General features: G+C 65.3%; 16 protein-coding genes and 1 other RNA gene. 14 read left to right on the forward strand and 3 right to left on the reverse strand.

What is annotated here, in order from left to right; genetic code table 11:
• Nucleotides 1-42: 42 nt before the first annotated feature.
• From ssrS to ABB26_RS06690, 6 genes are all read left to right on the forward strand, one after another.
• Nucleotides 43-227: non-coding RNA, 6S RNA (gene ssrS, locus ABB26_RS18575), on the forward strand.
• A gap of 195 nt (nt 228-422) precedes the next feature.
• The gene (locus ABB26_RS06670; protein ID WP_057632903.1) at nt 423-1,013 is read left to right on the forward strand and encodes a 5-formyltetrahydrofolate cyclo-ligase; all 591 of its coding nucleotides are present in this window, start codon (nt 423-425) and stop codon (nt 1,011-1,013) included.
• On the forward strand, nt 1,010-1,492 hold the full coding sequence (locus ABB26_RS06675) for an EVE domain-containing protein (RefSeq protein WP_057632904.1): 483 nt from the start codon (nt 1,010-1,012) through the stop codon (nt 1,490-1,492). Before ABB26_RS06670 ends, ABB26_RS06675 begins: the two co-directional genes overlap by 4 nt.
• Nucleotides 1,493-1,651: 159 nt before the next feature.
• Complete coding sequence (rpiA, locus tag ABB26_RS06680) at nt 1,652-2,299, forward strand: ribose-5-phosphate isomerase RpiA (protein ID WP_057632905.1); 648 nt, start codon at nt 1,652-1,654, stop codon at nt 2,297-2,299.
• Nucleotides 2,300-2,499: 200 nt separating this feature from the next.
• Entirely contained in the window at nt 2,500-2,952 is a 453-nt protein-coding gene (locus ABB26_RS06685; RefSeq protein WP_057632906.1) for a DUF192 domain-containing protein, read from the forward strand.
• Nucleotides 2,953-3,018: 66 nt separating this feature from the next.
• Entirely contained in the window at nt 3,019-3,867 is an 849-nt protein-coding gene (locus ABB26_RS06690; RefSeq protein ID WP_057632907.1) for a SirB1 family protein, read from the forward strand.
• Between the two features lie 242 nt (nt 3,868-4,109).
• Here the strand turns inward: ABB26_RS06690 and ABB26_RS06695 are convergent, their stop codons facing one another.
• Nucleotides 4,110-4,301 (reverse strand): rubredoxin, encoded by a 192-nt coding sequence (locus ABB26_RS06695; RefSeq protein WP_057632908.1) that lies wholly within the window; start codon nt 4,299-4,301, stop codon nt 4,110-4,112.
• Between the two features lie 69 nt (nt 4,302-4,370).
• On the opposite strand from ABB26_RS06695, the gene thiE reads away from it, so the two are divergent.
• Together thiE and hemL are read left to right on the forward strand one after the other, a co-directional pair.
• The gene (gene thiE / locus ABB26_RS06700; RefSeq protein WP_057632909.1) at nt 4,371-5,000 is read left to right on the forward strand and encodes a thiamine phosphate synthase; all 630 of its coding nucleotides are present in this window, start codon (nt 4,371-4,373) and stop codon (nt 4,998-5,000) included.
• A 198-nt stretch (nt 5,001-5,198) separates the two neighbouring features.
• A complete protein-coding gene (hemL, locus tag ABB26_RS06705) occupies nt 5,199-6,491 on the forward strand; it encodes a glutamate-1-semialdehyde 2,1-aminomutase (protein WP_057632910.1) in 1,293 nt (430 codons plus the stop codon).
• A gap of 119 nt (nt 6,492-6,610) precedes the next feature.
• Here the strand turns inward: hemL and azu are convergent, their stop codons facing one another.
• Nucleotides 6,611-7,003 (reverse strand): azurin, encoded by a 393-nt coding sequence (azu, locus tag ABB26_RS06710; RefSeq protein WP_057633003.1) that lies wholly within the window; start codon nt 7,001-7,003, stop codon nt 6,611-6,613.
• Between the two features lie 191 nt (nt 7,004-7,194).
• Between azu and ABB26_RS06715 the strand changes: the two genes are divergently transcribed.
• From ABB26_RS06715 to ABB26_RS06735, 5 genes are all read left to right on the forward strand, one after another.
• A complete protein-coding gene (locus ABB26_RS06715; RefSeq protein WP_057632911.1) occupies nt 7,195-7,791 on the forward strand; it encodes an HAD-IA family hydrolase in 597 nt (198 codons plus the stop codon).
• A gap of 75 nt (nt 7,792-7,866) precedes the next feature.
• The gene (locus ABB26_RS06720; protein WP_057632912.1) at nt 7,867-8,994 is read left to right on the forward strand and encodes a type 1 glutamine amidotransferase domain-containing protein; all 1,128 of its coding nucleotides are present in this window, start codon (nt 7,867-7,869) and stop codon (nt 8,992-8,994) included.
• A 3-nt stretch (nt 8,995-8,997) separates the two neighbouring features.
• Complete coding sequence (locus ABB26_RS06725) at nt 8,998-9,699, forward strand: response regulator transcription factor (protein ID WP_057632913.1); 702 nt, start codon at nt 8,998-9,000, stop codon at nt 9,697-9,699.
• Complete coding sequence (locus ABB26_RS06730) at nt 9,696-10,985, forward strand: sensor histidine kinase (protein ID WP_057632914.1); 1,290 nt, start codon at nt 9,696-9,698, stop codon at nt 10,983-10,985. Before ABB26_RS06725 ends, ABB26_RS06730 begins: the two co-directional genes overlap by 4 nt.
• Nucleotides 10,982-12,826 (forward strand): serine hydrolase domain-containing protein, encoded by a 1,845-nt coding sequence (locus ABB26_RS06735; protein WP_083490715.1) that lies wholly within the window; start codon nt 10,982-10,984, stop codon nt 12,824-12,826. The genes ABB26_RS06730 and ABB26_RS06735 overlap by 4 nt, the downstream gene beginning before the upstream one ends.
• 181 nt (nt 12,827-13,007) lie before the next feature.
• Here the strand turns inward: ABB26_RS06735 and ABB26_RS06740 are convergent, their stop codons facing one another.
• Nucleotides 13,008-14,237, reverse strand: coding sequence for an acetylornithine transaminase (locus ABB26_RS06740; protein WP_057632916.1), 1,230 nt, complete (start codon nt 14,235-14,237; stop codon nt 13,008-13,010).
• A gap of 72 nt (nt 14,238-14,309) precedes the next feature.
• Here ABB26_RS06740 and ABB26_RS06745 point away from each other — a divergent pair, with 72 nt between their 5' ends.
• Nucleotides 14,310-15,173 carry an ion transporter gene (locus tag ABB26_RS06745; RefSeq protein ID WP_057632917.1) on the forward strand — a complete coding sequence of 288 codons (864 nt, stop codon included), beginning with the start codon at nt 14,310-14,312 and terminating at the stop codon, nt 15,171-15,173.
• Nucleotides 15,174-15,223: the final 50 nt, after the last annotated feature.

Consider the following 15,223-nt stretch of genomic DNA (forward strand, 5'->3'; position numbering starts at 1 on the left):
AAAAGGCTCCCCGCACCGGCACAACCGGCTATACTTGCCCCGCGTTCTCTGCTGTGAACGACGGCGTGTGCAAACATTCGCCTTGTCCCTTAATTACGACCACGGGGGCGCGACGGAGCCGGGTGTGCAAGTCCGCCTTGTAGCGGGAAGCCCGATGGCCCCCCAGCGTTCCCACTTGAACCCCGGGTTCAAGGTCGTTTCGCACGCATCGTCACCGCGGAGAATGCAATATTCCAGAACGGCGCCTAACGGCGCCGTTCTTTTTTGTCGTTCTCCCTCCGGGAGAAGGTGTCCGCAGGGCAGATGAGGGTTCGAGCCAAACCCGGCGAGAACAGGCTGCACGAGGCTGCCCCGCCCCCTCTTCCCAACCCCTCTCCCGGTGGAAGAGGGGCTTTGCAACCTGATTCCGATACGCTGTGCCGATGACTGACGATCCCCGCCAACTGCTGCGCCAACGGCTGCGTCAACGCCGCCGCGACCTTCCGGCCGCCGAGCGCATCGCCGCCGCCGAAACCCTCGCTTTACACCTGCTTACCCTCCCCTTTGCCGAGGTCAGCGGCCACGTTGCCGGCTATTGGGCGATGGACGGGGAAATCGCGCTGCATCGCTGGCAGATGCAGCTGCCGCCGCAGCAGACGTATTGCCTGCCGGTGCTGCACGGCAAGCTGCTGCGCTTCGCGCCATGGCGGCCGGGTCAGGCGCTGGTCAGCAACCGCTACGGGATTCCCGAGCCGGACGTGGACCCGGCACAGGCATTGCGACCTGAGGAAATGGCGCTGGTGGTCGCGCCGCTGGTGGGCTTCGACCCGCACGGCCGGCGGCTGGGCATGGGAGGCGGCTGGTATGATCGCAGCTTCGCATTCCGGCAGCGCCAGGCCGCGCCGCCGTGGTTGGTCGGGGTCGGTTTTTCCGCCCAGCAGGTACCCTCACTGCCCGTCGAAGACTGGGACGTGGCGGTCGATGCGATCTGTACCGAGCAGGCCACTCTCTACCCGGAACCGTTGAACGCATGACCGCCCGCAAGCGCTATTGGCTGATGAAGTCCGAACCGGACGCCTTTTCCATCGACGACCTGCAGCGTGTAGGTACCGAACCCTGGAACGGCGTGCGCAACTACCAGGCGCGCAACTTCATGCGCGATGGCATGAAGGTCGGTGACGGCATCCTGTTCTACCACTCCAATACCAAGGTGCCCGGCATCGTCGGCGTGGCCACGGTGGCCAGTGAGGCCTACCCGGACGACACCCAGTTCGACCCGGAATCCGACTACTACGATCCCAAGAGCACGCACGCGGAACCGCGCTGGATGCTGGTGGACGTGGGCTTCGAGCGCAAGCTGGCGCAGGTGATCGCGCTGGACGAAATCAAGCTGCATGCCGAGCAGTTGGGCGAAGGCTTCCCGTTGACCGCCAAAGGCAACCGGCTGTCGGTCTTCCCGGTCACCGCCGCGCAGTGGAAGCTGCTGCTGTCGCTGGAAAAGAAATCAAGCTGATCCCTTGGCAGCGGCCTCGGCCGCGAAACCGATACCGCTGGAAGACCCGGCCGAATCCGCAGTTGCACGCACCATCGCCACAGAGCCGGTTCGTGCGTGCCTGGCGGGCCACCCCGCTCCTACCGCCACACGTAATTCCTCCAACCATCGAGTCCCACCATGTCTGAAGCCAAGCGCCTGGCCGCCGAAAAAGCCATCGAGTACGTCGAGAAGGGAATGATTGTCGGTGTCGGCACCGGCTCCACCGTCGCCTATTTCATCGAAGCGCTGGCCCGCATCAAGGACCAGATCGAAGGCGCGGTTTCCAGCTCGGACCAGAGCACCACACTGCTCAAGTCGCACGGCATTGAAGTGATGGACCTGAACCACGCCGGCACGCTGTCGCTGTACGTGGACGGCGCCGATGAGTGCGATGGCAACAAGAACCTGATCAAGGGCGGCGGTGCCGCGCTGACCCGCGAGAAGATCATCGCCGAGGCCAGCAAGAAGTTCGTCTGCATCGTCGACCCGAGCAAGCAGGTCAAGGTGCTGGGCAAGTTCCCGCTGCCGGTGGAAGTAATCCCGATGGCACGCAGCCTGGTGGCCCGCGAAATCCTGGCCCGCACCGGCGGCCAGCCGGTATGGCGCGACGGCGTGGTTACCGACAACGGCAACGTCATCCTCGACATCCACAACCTCGCCATCACCGATCCGGTGAAGTTGGAGCTGGAACTCAATCAGATCCCCGGCGTGGTCTGCGTGGGCCTGTTCGCGCGCCGTCCCGCCGACGTGGTGATTGTCGGCGGCGAGCCGCCGCAGGTGCTCTGAAGCGAAGGAACCCACCGAAGCCGAGGAATGGGTGAAGAAGGGCAAGGGGTGAAGTCACATCCGCTTATTGCCCCGCCATTTCCCGCTCCCGCTTCTTTCCTCCGGCGTTCCCAAGCAGCAACCCGCAGTGAGAGACCCGGCGCCAGCCCTCTCTCACTGCTCACTCCGATTTACCTACTCCTCGCTCCCAGGCCCCGCCCATGTACTTGCTGCGTTCACTCCTGCTGATCTCCCTGCTCGCCCTTGCCGGTTGCGCCAGCGCCGATGGCAGACACTGGGTCGAATTGGCCGGCAGCCGCTACCAGGTGGAACTGGCACAGGACGACGAGACCCGCGCCCGTGGCCTGATGTTCCGCGAGCAGATGGATGCCGATCACGGCATGTTGTTCATCCACGACCGTCAGGAACCTCAGGCGTACTGGATGAAAAACACCAAGCTGCCGCTGGATATCCTGTACTTCGACACCGATCGTCGCCTGGTCAGCCAGCAGCGCGACGTGCCGCCATGCTCGGCCGGCGACATGTGCCCGCCCTACCCCAGCTTCAAGCCAGCGCGTTATGTGCTGGAACTCAATGCCGGCCAGGCCACCAAACTCAACCTGCAGGACGGCACCGAGCTGATCTTCGGCCCGGGCATCCCCAAGGCCGATTGAACCTGCGCCACATGCCGCTCCGCGCCGGCCTTGAACCGGCGCCGCTTTGCCCGCAGTCTTGAGTCCATGTCCGATACACGCCTCACCCTGCCGATCTGGGATGAACTGGCCAGCCTGTCCGACGACGCGCTGCCCCTGCTGCCGACCGCGCTGCTGATCGCCAGCGACGAATACCCCGAGCTGGACCCCGCCGCCTACGACCGGATGCTGCAGGCCCACGCCGACCATCTGCGCGTGGAAGTGGAAGCCACCGGCGAATGGCCGCTGAAGATCGCCGCGATCAACCACCACCTGTTCAATGAACTGGGCTACAGCGGCAACAACGACGAGTATTACGACCCGCGCAACAGCTATCTCAACGAAGTGTTCGAGCGGCGCCTGGGCAATCCCATCTCGCTGGCACTGGTACAGATGGAAGTGGCGCACCGGCTCGGCCTGCCGCTGGAAGGCATTTCCTTCCCGGGCCATTTCCTGGTGCGGCTGCCGGTGGAAGACGGCGTGCTGATCATGGACCCGTTCAATGGCGGCCGCCCGCTGAGCGTGGACGAACTGCGCGAACGCGCCCGCAGCAACCTCGGCGGCGAAACGCCCGATGACACGGTGCTGGCGCAGATTCTCGACCCGGCCCCGCACCGGGCGATCCTGATGCGCATGCTGCGCAACCTGCACGGCGTATATGTCGAACGCGGCGAGTGGGACCGCGCCGCACGCAGCGCCGACCGCATCCTCAAGCTCGCCCCCAAGCAGGCCGACGCCGTGCGCGACCGTGGCTTGGCTTATCTCGAACTGGAGCATCTGGCAGGCGCCCGCGCCGACTTTGCCAGCTACCTGAAGATGGAACCGGAAGCGGCCGACGCAGGCAGCGTCCGCGATCGACTGATCGAACTTGGCGGCGAGCGACCAAGGCTGCATTGACGCGCTGCTGCTTCGAAGCGCCTCTGCCTCCGCCGTCCGGGATTTCATCCCCGCCTACGGCTGTGCAGGAGCGGCCTCGGCCGCGAAGCCGCTGCAACACCCGAAGCCGGGGGGAAACGCCATCATCTCGAAGCGATCAGCCGCCATCTCGGCGGCTTCATTTCACGCTTCGGATATGAGCCGCTGCCAGCCGTCGCGGCCAAGGCCGCTGCTGCATATGCCGTCACGCCATGCTTCTGGCGTCACTCCAGCTCGATCATCTCGAAATCGTCCTTGGTCACGCCGCAATCCGGGCAGGTCCAGGTATCGGGCACCTCTTCCCAGCGCGTGCCCGGGGCGATGCCTTCTTCCGGCAAGCCGTCGGCTTCGCGGTAGATGAAGCCGCAGACAACGCACATCCAGTTGCGGAAGGTGGAGGCCGTGGCGTCGGACATCGGGGATAATCGCCGGATAAAGAAACGGCGTTGATTGTCACATTCCCGCCGCCGTACCGGTAGCCATCCATGCCCCATACCTCCATCGCCCCACGCGGCGTTTACCTGATCACCCCGGACGAAACCGACAGTACGCGCCTGCTGGAGCGGGTGAAACCGCTGCTGGCCGGCACCACCTGGCTGCAATACCGCAACAAGGCGGTCGATGCACCGACCCGTCTGGCGCAGGCGCAGGCCCTGCAGGCGTTGTGCACCGAGGCCGGTGTGCCGTTGATCATCAATGACGATGCGGCACTGGCCCAGGCGGTGGGTGCGGCCGGCGTTCACCTGGGGGAAGACGATGGCGACATCGCCGCTGCCCGTGCCCTGCTCGGCCCGCAGGCGATCATCGGCGCCTCCTGCTACGACGAGTTGGGGCTTGCCCAGCGCGCGGTGCAGGCCGGTGCCAGTTACGTTGCCTTCGGCGCGTTTTTCCCCAGCCGCAGCAAGCTGACGCCGCGTCGGGCATCCCTCGGCCTGCTGCGACAAAGTGCCGCACTGGGCGTACCACGGGTGGCTATCGGCGGGCTGACGCCGGACAATTCCCGGCCCGTCGTGGACGCCGGCGCGGACCTGATCGCGGTGATCAGCGGCGTGTTTGCCGAGGATGACCCGGTGGCTGCGCTGCAGGCGTATCGGCGTTGTTTCCACATTGATTGAATTCACCTGACTGCTGAAAGGCACGGCTTTTCCCTTCTCCTGTCAGCGGGAGAAGGTGCCCCGAAGGGGCGGATGAGGGGAGCTTCTTGCGTTTGTTCGCTGGAAGCTCCCATCACCCCAACCCCTCTCCCGCAAGCGGGAGAGGGGCTTTGAATCCGCGCGCTTCAACGCTGTTGGAACCTTACAGAGGAGTTACCCATGAACCACGCCCAATCCCACGCCTTGTTCGAGCGCGCCCAGAAGCTGCTGCCCGGCGGCGTCAACTCGCCGGTGCGCGCGTTCAAGTCGGTCGGTGGCGAACCGTTCTTCGTGCAGCGCGCCGACGGTGCCTACCTGCATGACGTGGATGGCAATGCTTACATCGACTACGTCGGTTCGTGGGGCCCGATGATCGTCGGCCACAACCACCCGGCCGTGCGTGAAGCGGTGCAGCAGGCGATCGGCAATGGCCTGTCGTTCGGTGCGCCCTGCGCGGCGGAAGTGACCATGGCCGAGACCATCACCGCACTGGTGCCGTCGTGCGAAATGGTGCGGATGGTCAACTCCGGTACCGAAGCCACCTTGTCTGCAATCCGCCTGGCGCGTGGCGCCACCGGCCGCAACAAGATCGTGAAGTTCGAGGGCTGCTACCACGGCCACGGCGACTCGTTCCTGGTCAAGGCCGGCAGCGGCATGCTGACCCTGGGCGTGCCGACCTCACCGGGCGTGCCGGCCGGCCTAAGCGAGCTCACCCTCACCCTGCCCTACAACGATTTCGACGCGGCCACCGCGCTGTTCGAGCAGCAGGGCGCTGACATCGCCGGCCTGATCATCGAACCGGTGGTCGGCAACGCCAACTGCATCCCGCCGCGCGAGGGCTACCTGCAGCATCTGCGTGCGCTGTGCACGCAGTACGGCACGCTGTTGATCTTCGACGAAGTAATGACCGGCTTCCGTGTCGCCCTTGGTGGTGCGCAGGCGCATTACGGCATCACCCCGGACCTGACCACCTTCGGCAAGATCATCGGCGGCGGCATGCCGGTAGGCGCCTATGGCGGCCGGCGTGAACTGTTGTCGCAGATCGCGCCGGCCGGCCCCATCTACCAGGCCGGCACGCTCAGCGGCAATCCGGTGGCGATGGCGGCGGGCCTGGCGATGCTGAAGTTGATCCAGCAGCCGGGCTTCCATGACCGCCTCAGCGCTGCTGCCGCGCGCCTGTGTGCAGGACTGGAAGCTGCTGCAGCAGACGCGGGTGTGGCTGTGACCACTACCCAGGTCGGCGCGATGTTCGGCCTGTTCTTCACCAATGAAAAAGTGGAGACCTACGCGCAGGCAACGGCATGCGACATCCCCGCTTTCAATCGCTTCTTCCATGCGATGCTGGAGCGCGGCGTGTTCCTGGCCCCGTCGGCGTATGAAGCCGGCTTCCTGTCCAGCGCGCATGATGATGCGGTGATTGAAGCCACGCTGGCGGCAGCGCGCGAGGCGTTCAAGGTGGTTGCGGCGGGTTGATCTGCTGCGTTTCCCGCACATGAAAAAGCCGGCTTGATGCCGGCTTTTTTGTCTGCGCCAAAGCCTGCCCTCATCCGCCTGGCAGACGCTGGAACTTCATTCCCGCCTGCGCAGCCGGCTTAACCGAAAGCCAGCTTGCCCTTCATCATTCCCCAGTGGCCGGGGAACGAGCAGAAGAAGGTGTAGTCACCACCGCGCGTCAGCTTGCTGGTGGCAAAGCGCACCTGCGTGGTCTGCCCACCGCCGATCATCGGCGTGAACGCGATCACCCGCGCGTCGTTCTTCGGCAGATAACTGTCGGCCAGAGTCGAGCGCATGCCCGCTGTCGCCACCGGCTGGAAATCCGGCGTGCGGGTCAGTACCCAGTTGTGTCCCATCGCGGTGGCCGGCATGCGCCCGGTGTGCTTGAGGGTGAGATTCACCTGGGTGCAGTCGGCCGCCACACGGATCTCCGGCGCCGAGAACTGCATGCGGTCATTGCCCTCGATGGTGACCGCGCAGGTGCGGGCCATGGCCGGGGCCGCAGGCAACAGGACGACAAGGGCCAACAACAGACTGGAACACTTCACGCCGAACTCCGGTAACTAGCAGTGTCCCGATTCTAGGCAACTGACCCATAACGGCGCATGTGACGGGTTGTCGCAGGGATGCGCCGCCGCCGCGCAACACCGATACTTGTCTGCTTCCCACGCACGTTCAACCGATGCCCGTACTGCACGCCCTGCTGCTTGATTTCGACGGCCTGCTCGCCGATTACGACCATCGCCGCTTCCTGTTGCAGCTGGCCGATGCGGCCGGCTGCGACACCATGCAGCTGGATACCGCCCTGCGCACCGAACACATCGAACTGGCCCATGCGCGCGGCGAGCTCGATGGCACACAGCTGCTGCAGGCGTTGAACAGCCGGCTCGGCGTCAGCTTGCAGGCAAGCGACTGGCAGCGCGCGCGACTGACCGCAACCTCGGTGCGACGGGACTGCATCGGCATACTCGACCAGCTCCGCACCGATGTCTGCCTCGCCGTGCTGACCAACAACGGCTTGCTGACGCTGCCGGTACTCCAGCAACTGCTACCGGGCCGCACGGTGCTGTGCAGCGCCATGCTGGGTGTACGCAAACCCGACCCGGCCGCCTATCACGCTGCCTGCAGCGCATTGCAGTGCGATCCGGCACGCACGCTGTTCGTCGATCACCTGTTCCGCAATGTGCAGGGCGCGCGTGCCGCCGGCCTGCAATCGGATACCGCGTATCACGCGCAGTCGTTGCGGCGCCTGTTGCGTCGCCAGCACCTGCTGCGCTGACGCAGGCGTTCGCGGCGATTGAAGTTCATTTGATCTCCGCTGGCGACACTGGGCTCCCGTTCCCCGGAGCCCGCCATGAATCCCCTGTCACGTGTACTTCTCACTGCCAGCGTCTGCCTGCTGGCAACATCCGCCACCCCGTTGCTGGCCGCACCCTCAACCGACAAGGTGCTGATCGTGGTCAGCGGCGAAGGCAAGGACGCCGGCAAGCAACGCCCTGGCTATGAATTCGATGAACTGTCGCAGGCCTGGGGGGTGTTCAAGGCCAACGGCCTGGAAGTCGAGATTGCCAGCCCCAAGGGTGGCCCGGTCGAAGCGGACAAGTACAACCCGGCCGAGCCCTTCAACGCGGCCCTGCTGGCCGACAAGGAAGCCATGCGCAAGCTTGCCGACACCCAGGCAACCAGCACGCTGGAAGCCGATGACTACGCGGCGATTTACGTGGTCGGAGGCAAGGGCGCGATGTTCGACCTGCCCCGCGATGCCAGCCTGCGGCAGTTGGCAGGCCGCATCTGGGACAACGGCGGCATCGTGGCCGCGGTCTGCCACGGGCCGGCGGCGTTGGTGGATGTGCGCCTGGCCGATGGCAGCCTGCTGGTGAACGGACGCAAGCTCACCGGCTTCAGCAATGAGGAAGAAGCCCTGTTCGGCAAGAAATGGGCAGCGGAGTTTCCGTGGCTGCTGGAAGACACGATGCGCCAACGGGGCGCGCAATGGTCCGAAGCGCCATTGATGATGCCCAAGCTGGTGGTTGATGGCCGCTTGATCACCGGCCAGAACCCCTATTCAACCTATGCCGTCGCCGAGGCCATCGTGCGGGCCACCGGCCGTACGCCCGTAGCGCGCAAGCCATCGCGCGACGAGCTGAGCATTGCGCTGGTTGAACGCCTGCTGGCGGGCGATGCGCAGGGCCCGCGTGATGCACTGGCCACCGAACCTGGCCGCTACCACATCGATCTGATCGGCATCCTTGGCTACTACCAGGCGCAGGCCGCCACCGACGATGCCGCGCTGGAGCAGGCATTGCAGGTGATGGACCTTGCCCTGCCACACATGCACGAGCCACAGCTGAAACTGGCCGCGGCCGAAGCACACCTCAAGCTCAAGCGCCCGCAGCAGGCACGGGCGCTGGTACTGAAGGCACTGGAAACAGATCCCAAGCTGGAACAGGCTCAAGCCCTACTGCAACGGATTGATGGCTGAACCATGCCCCTGCCTGCGCTGCGCATTCTGGTGATCGAGGACAACCGCCTGCTGCGTGACAACCTGCAGGCGCTGTTCGCCGCGCATGGCTTCCACAGCGAGTTCGCCGCAGACGGCCGCAGCGGCCTGCAGTCGGCGCTGGCCGCACCGCCGGACGTGCTGGTGCTGGACCTGGGCTTGCCCGGCATGGATGGCCTGCAGGTATGCCAGCAGCTGCGTGCCGATGCCGACCGCCACATCCCGATCCTGATGCTGACCGCGCGTGATGCGCTGGATGACCGTCTGCGCGGCTTCCGCAGCGGTGCCGATGACTACCTGGTCAAACCTTTCGCCGGCGAAGAACTGGTTGCGCGCTGCATCGCCCTGTCGCAGCGCCACCGTGCCGGGCAGACACACGTGCTGCGCATCGGCAGCCTGCATATCGACCGGCGCAGCCACAGCGTTCATCGCGACGGACAACTGCTGGAGTTGCACCAGACCAGCCACGACATCCTGCTCGCGCTGGCCGAGGCCTGGCCGCGCACGCTCACCCGCAGTGAGCTGGTGCAGCGGTTGTGGGGCGATGCTCCGCCCGACTCTGATCCGCTGCGCACCCACCTTTACCTGCTGCGACAGGCCTTGGACAAACCCTTCGCCACGCAGATGCTCAAGACCGTGCATGGCGTCGGCTTCCGGCTTGAATCCGACGAGGCACCTACTTCATGAGCCACACCAGCACGCCACCACGAAGGCATCTGCGCAACCGGCTGATGCTCGCCTTCGCCGGCTTCACGCTGGTGGTGGCTGCCCTGTTCGGCCTGTACGTGGCCGTGTTCGCTTACGCGGTGGAGGACATGTTCTTCAACGGCCTGCTGGACCGTGAAGCCGGCGAGCAGATCGAACAGCATGCACGCACCGGCCAATGGAAGGCACCGCGTGAATCGTGGATGCAGGTGATCGCGTCGCCCGACCAGCTTCCCGACGGCATCGCCGGCACACTGGCTGCCGAACCACGCCGCACCGAGTTTCCCGGAGCCGACGGTCGCCACTACCACTTAAAACGCCTGCAGCCCGCAGACGCCGGCAAGCCTGCCTGGCTGCTCGCCGAAGTCAGCCAGCTGCTGGTGGTGCGACCCCAGCGCGCGGCGCTGTTGCAGCTGTTGGCGTGGACGGGCGTGGCGGTGATCAGCCTCGCGCTGCTGCTGGGCTGGTGGTTGGCCCGGCGTACCACCGCACCGCTTTCGAAGCTGGCACAGCGGGTGGACCAAACCGATCCGCAGCACATGCCGGACACCTTCGCAGCGGATTTCCCAAATGATGAAGTCGGCTTGCTGGCAGAACGCCTGCAGGCGCTGATCGCCCGTATCCGCGCGTTCGTCAGCCGCGAACGCGAATTCACCCGCGACGCCAGCCATGAGCTGCGCACGCCACTGACCGTGATACGCAGCACCACCGAGCGACTCGCACGTGAGCCGGGGCTTTCGGCCAGTACCCGACAGGGCCTGGCCCATATCCAGCAATCGACCCTGCAGCTTGAGCAGACGGTGACCATGCTGCTGACGCTCGCGCGCGAACAGGCATTGCCTGCTGATGGCCAGCCCCTGCGCGTCCTGCCGATGCTGGAGCGGGTTGTCATCGAGCAATCACCGCTGCTCGATGGCAAGGACATCCATCTCGATCTCGACGTTCCCACACAGACCACCAGCACGCTGCCCGCAGCGGTGCTGCAGGTACTGTTGGCCAACCTCATCGGCAATGCGTTCGCCCACACCGATGCGGGACAGATCCGCGTGACCGTCGAAGCGCAGCGGTTGTGCATTTCCAACCCCGGCACGGCGATCAGCAACGACGCGTTGCGCCCCTTCGTCAAGGACGAAGCCAGCAGCGGTTTCGGTCTGGGCCTGGCCATCGTGCGTCGCCTGTGCGACCACCACGGCATCGACCTGGTCATCGACAACACCGGACAACTGACGACGGTCAGCTTCGCGCTTGCCACAGAGCCTGCGCCATGACGATGAAATGGCCACGCCTGCTGGCCGGGTTTCTGCTGTGGACTGCAGTGGCCACAACAACTTCCGGGGCCACAATTGAAGGCACATCACTACAGGCCGACATGCAGCAGCTGCTGCGCGAGGAAGGATGGGAAGGCGCCGTCTGGTCGACCGTGGCGGCCGATGGCAGCGTCATCAGCGGCGCTGCCGGCGTCAGCGACGCCCGCACCCGCGCGCCGATGCTGGCCTCCAGCCGTGTGCATGTCGGCTCGGTCACCAAGACGGTGCTGGCCGTTGGTGTGCTGCGTCTGGTCAGCAGCGGCCGGCTGTCGCTGGATGCGCCGGTGAGCGAGGTCTTACCTTCCCTCCGCTTCGACAATCCCTGGGAAACCACTCATCCGGTGCGTGTGCGCCACCTGCTGGAGCACACTGCCGGGTTGGAGAACCTGAAGCTGTCGCAGTTCTTCAGCCTTCAAGCCACGACGGATACGCCGTTGGCCACGGGCTCGGGAACCGACAAGGGTGTTCTGTCGGTGCTGAGCCGGCCAGGCAGCCGCTTCAGTTACTCCAATGTCGGTTACACGCTGCTCGGGCAGGTGATCGAAGCGGTTGCCGCTGAGCGTTACGAAACCTGGATGGACCGCGAAGTGCTCGCGCCCCTGGCCATGCACGACAGCACCTTCGCGTTCACCGCGCAGTCCGGGCCGTCCGCGGACGCGCGGCTGGCGATGGGCCACTTCGAACAGGCCCACCCCGCACCGGCCGTACCCACTTACCTGCGCCCTGCCGCCCAGCTGACCACCACCGCAGCGGATATGGCGCGCTTTGCCGTGTTTCTGCTCGGCGATGGGACCGTGCATGCGCAGCCATTCATCAGCCCCGAGCTGATGGCAGCGATCACCCGGCCGGGTGATACCGAAGCGGCGCGCGCGGGGCTGCCGCTGGGGCATGGATTGGTGCTGGTCGGCCGTGACCGGCACGGCGTGGTCGGCGCCTGCCATCCGGGCAACACGGTCGGCTTCTGGGCAATGCTCTGTGTGTTTCCTCAACACCGCGGTGCGTTCTTCGTTGCGACCAACACCGACAACGAAGACGCCGACAACGAACGCCTCAATCGTCGTCTGGCCGATGCCTTGGCGCTGCCGAAGGCCGCACCAACGAGTGCTTCGAAGCCAGGGGAGCACTCGCTTTCCGATTGGTCTGGTTTCTACGTGCGCGCACCGGCACCCATGCCCGCAATCGCACCCTTGCAGGCGCTGACCGATTTCATTCGTGTGGATGAAGTCGGCAACACGTTGCGTCTACGCACTTTGTCTAAGGATGCGCAGTTGCTCCAACCGATGGGCGGCAACCTGTTTCGCGCAGACGGCCGCACCCTGCCCTCGCATGCATTGCTGATCGGTGATGACGGCAAGCGCGTGCTGAGCGATGGATTGCGCAGCCATGTCCGCGTTCCGAAATGGCAGATCGCTTTGCCGGCGCTGCTGCTGGCGATCGCCTGCGCCGCGCTTGTCATCCTGCTGGTACTGGGGTTTGCACTCGCACTTCGACGCCGGCTGCATTGGCGGCACCCCGCGTTCGCGCCATTGCTGGCCTGCACGGCGCTGTTGTTGCCGTGGCCGTTCTTCCTTCAACAGTCGTTGCTGCAGCTTGGCGACAGGACCGTGGCCAGCTCCCTGCTCGCGCTGCTGACCTTGGCCCTCCCGGTGGCGTTGCTCGCTGGTGTTGCGTTGGGGACGCGCCAATGGCGCGAAGGGAGTCGCAGCTTGCGGGCCGCGACGCTGTGCATCGCCATGTCGCTGCCCGGTGTCCTGCTGCTGGTGGCGTGGGGATTGCTGCCGCTGCGGTTGTGGTCGCTGTAACGCGATCAGGAAACGGGAAACCCTCCGCTCCTCGCCTGACGGAAGAAGCCGGCAGCCCGCACATTCACTCACCGGCACGCACGCCCAACAAAATGCCCCCGACGCATCCGGAAAACCGGAGGCATATCGAGGGCGGTATTGAGCCCGGGCGCGGCGCTTGCCCGAGCTTTGACGTTCAGGATTACTTGCGCGACGCCATGTACGCGGCAATCGCCTCACGCACGCGCTTGAGGCCTTCGGCAACTTCTTCGTCGGTGATGTTCAATGCCGGCACGAAGCGCAGCACGCTGGTGCCGGCCTGCAGGATCAGCACCTGCTTCTCGGCAGCCAGGTCCAGCAGCGTGCCGATGTCGGCCACGTAATCGGGCTTGAGCACCGCACCAAGCATCAGGCCCATGCCACGCACCTGCTCGAACACGCCGAACTCTTCGCCGATGGCTTCCAGACCAGACTTCAGCGCGGCTGACTGACGCACCACGTTGGCCTGGATCTCATCGGACGACAGCTTGCGCAATGCCACGCGCGCAACCGCAGCGGCCAGCGGGTTGCCACCGAAGGTACTGCCGTGCGCGCCCACGCCCATCACGTCGGCCACCTTCGGGCCGGCCAGCATCGCGCCGATCGGGAAGCCGCCGCCCAGCGCCTTGGCCAGGGTGACGATGTCCGGGGTCACGCCCCAGTGCCAGTGCGCGAACAACTGGCCGGTGCGGCCCATGCCGACCTGGATTTCATCCAGCACCAGCAGCGCGTCGTGCTGGTCGCACAGCTCACGGGCGCGGCGCATGAACTCGGCGCTGGCCGGCATCACACCGCCCTCGCCCTGCACAGGCTCGAACATCACCGCGGCCACGTCGCCGCCGGCCATCGCCGCCTCGAGCTGGGCCACGTCATTGAAATCGACATAACGGAAGCCACCGGGCAGCGGCTCGTAGCCTTCCTGGTACTTGGGCTGTGCGGTGGCGGTCACTGTGGCCAAGGTGCGGCCATGGAAGCTGCCGCGGAAGGTGACGATGAAACGCTTCTCCGGGCCGCGGTCCTGCGTGCTGGCCCACTTGCGCACCAGTTTGATGGCCACTTCGTTGGCCTCGGCACCGGAATTGCACAGGAACACGCGCTTGGCGAAGCGCGAAGCATCCACCAGCTCCTGTGCCAGGTGCAGCGGCGGCTCGCTGTAGAACATGTTGCTGGTGTGCCACAGCTTCTCGGCCTGCTCGAACAGTGCGGCCTTCAGGTCCGGATTGTTGTGGCCCAGGCTGCACACGGCGATGCCGGCAGCCAGATCGATGAACTCCCGCCCCTGCGTGTCCCACAACCGCGCACCCTGGCCTCGCTCCAGCACCAGCTGGCGCGGGCGGTATACCGGCAGGTAGTAGTTGGAAAGGGACAGCAACGGTTCGGCGACAGCAGTCATGGCGTTCCGGATTCGGGTGGGAATGAAGGCCGCATTGTCCCCCATTCCACCGGCTGCGGCACAATGCCGCCCATGCGACTTTTCTCTGCCCCCCAATTGAACCCGGCCAGCGAAACCGGCTGGCGCCGCCGCTGGTTCGACATCATCCACCGCACCGACACCCCGCCCTCGCGCCGCTTCGACCTGCTGCTGGTCTGGGCCATCCTCGCCAGCGTGCTGGTGGTGATGGTGGACAGCGTGCAGCGCATCCATGCGTCATGGGCCACCGGCTTCTATATCGTCGAATGGGGCTTCACCCTGCTGTTCACCGCCGAGTACGTGCTGCGTCTGCTGGTGGTGCGGCGCCCGCTGCGCTATGCGTTCAGCGTCTGGGGCATCATCGACCTGCTGGCGATCCTGCCGTCCTACATTTCCTTCTTCATCCCCGGCACGCAGAGCCTGCTGGTGGTGCGCGTGCTGCGCCTGCTGCGGGTGTTCCGCATCCTCAAGCTCACCCGCTACATCGAGGAAAGCGGCGAGCTGATGCAGGCGTTGTGGCGCAGCCGCCGCAAGATCCTGTTGTTCCTGTCGATGGTGGTGACCATTGCGATCATCGCCGGCGCGCTGATGTACGTCATCGAAGGCCCGCAGTACGGCTTCAGCAACATCCCCACCAGCATGTACTGGGCCGTGGTGACGATGGCGACGGTGGGCTTCGGCGACATCGTCCCGCACACCACGCTGGGCCGCTTCATCACCTCGGCGTTGATCCTGATCGGTTACAGCATCCTGGCCGTGCCCACCGGCATCTACACCGCCGAGCTGGCCGGAAACATGCTGCGCGAACGCCGCCACGACACCCGCGGCTGCACGGTCTGTGGCCACGAAGGCCATGAAATCAAAGCGCACTACTGCAATCGTTGTGGGCATGAACTGCCCGAGCATATCGATCCCTGATCGGTAGCCGCAGAAACGGCTTCAGCCGCGAAACCGACGATATCCACGAT

The organism is Stenotrophomonas humi (assembly GCF_001431415.1).
Taxonomy (GTDB): Bacteria; Pseudomonadota; Gammaproteobacteria; order Xanthomonadales; family Xanthomonadaceae; genus Stenotrophomonas; species Stenotrophomonas humi.

Bases quoted from the DNA above. Each gene is read 5' to 3' on its own strand.
- ABB26_RS06745 (WP_057632917.1), top strand. From the start codon at position 14,310: ATGCGACTTTTCTCTGCCCCCCAATTGAACCCGGCCAGCGAAACCGGC.
- ABB26_RS06725 (WP_057632913.1), top strand. From the start codon at position 8,998: ATGCCCCTGCCTGCGCTGCGCATTCTGGTGATCGAGGACAACCGCCTG.
- ABB26_RS06715 (WP_057632911.1), top strand. From the start codon at position 7,195: ATGCCCGTACTGCACGCCCTGCTGCTTGATTTCGACGGCCTGCTCGCC.
- ABB26_RS06675 (WP_057632904.1), top strand. From the start codon at position 1,010: ATGACCGCCCGCAAGCGCTATTGGCTGATGAAGTCCGAACCGGACGCC.
- azu (WP_057633003.1), bottom strand. From the start codon at position 7,003: ATGGCCCGCACCTGCGCGGTCACCATCGAGGGCAATGACCGCATGCAG.
- rpiA (WP_057632905.1), top strand. From the start codon at position 1,652: ATGTCTGAAGCCAAGCGCCTGGCCGCCGAAAAAGCCATCGAGTACGTC.
- ABB26_RS06730 (WP_057632914.1), top strand. From the start codon at position 9,696: ATGAGCCACACCAGCACGCCACCACGAAGGCATCTGCGCAACCGGCTG.
- hemL (WP_057632910.1), top strand. From the start codon at position 5,199: ATGAACCACGCCCAATCCCACGCCTTGTTCGAGCGCGCCCAGAAGCTG.
- ABB26_RS06695 (WP_057632908.1), bottom strand. From the start codon at position 4,301: ATGTCCGACGCCACGGCCTCCACCTTCCGCAACTGGATGTGCGTTGTC.
- ABB26_RS06740 (WP_057632916.1), bottom strand. From the start codon at position 14,237: ATGACTGCTGTCGCCGAACCGTTGCTGTCCCTTTCCAACTACTACCTG.
- ABB26_RS06690 (WP_057632907.1), top strand. From the start codon at position 3,019: ATGTCCGATACACGCCTCACCCTGCCGATCTGGGATGAACTGGCCAGC.
- thiE (WP_057632909.1), top strand. From the start codon at position 4,371: ATGCCCCATACCTCCATCGCCCCACGCGGCGTTTACCTGATCACCCCG.
- ABB26_RS06735 (WP_083490715.1), top strand. From the start codon at position 10,982: ATGACGATGAAATGGCCACGCCTGCTGGCCGGGTTTCTGCTGTGGACT.
- ABB26_RS06670 (WP_057632903.1), top strand. From the start codon at position 423: ATGACTGACGATCCCCGCCAACTGCTGCGCCAACGGCTGCGTCAACGC.
- ABB26_RS06685 (WP_057632906.1), top strand. From the start codon at position 2,500: ATGTACTTGCTGCGTTCACTCCTGCTGATCTCCCTGCTCGCCCTTGCC.
- ABB26_RS06720 (WP_057632912.1), top strand. From the start codon at position 7,867: ATGAATCCCCTGTCACGTGTACTTCTCACTGCCAGCGTCTGCCTGCTG.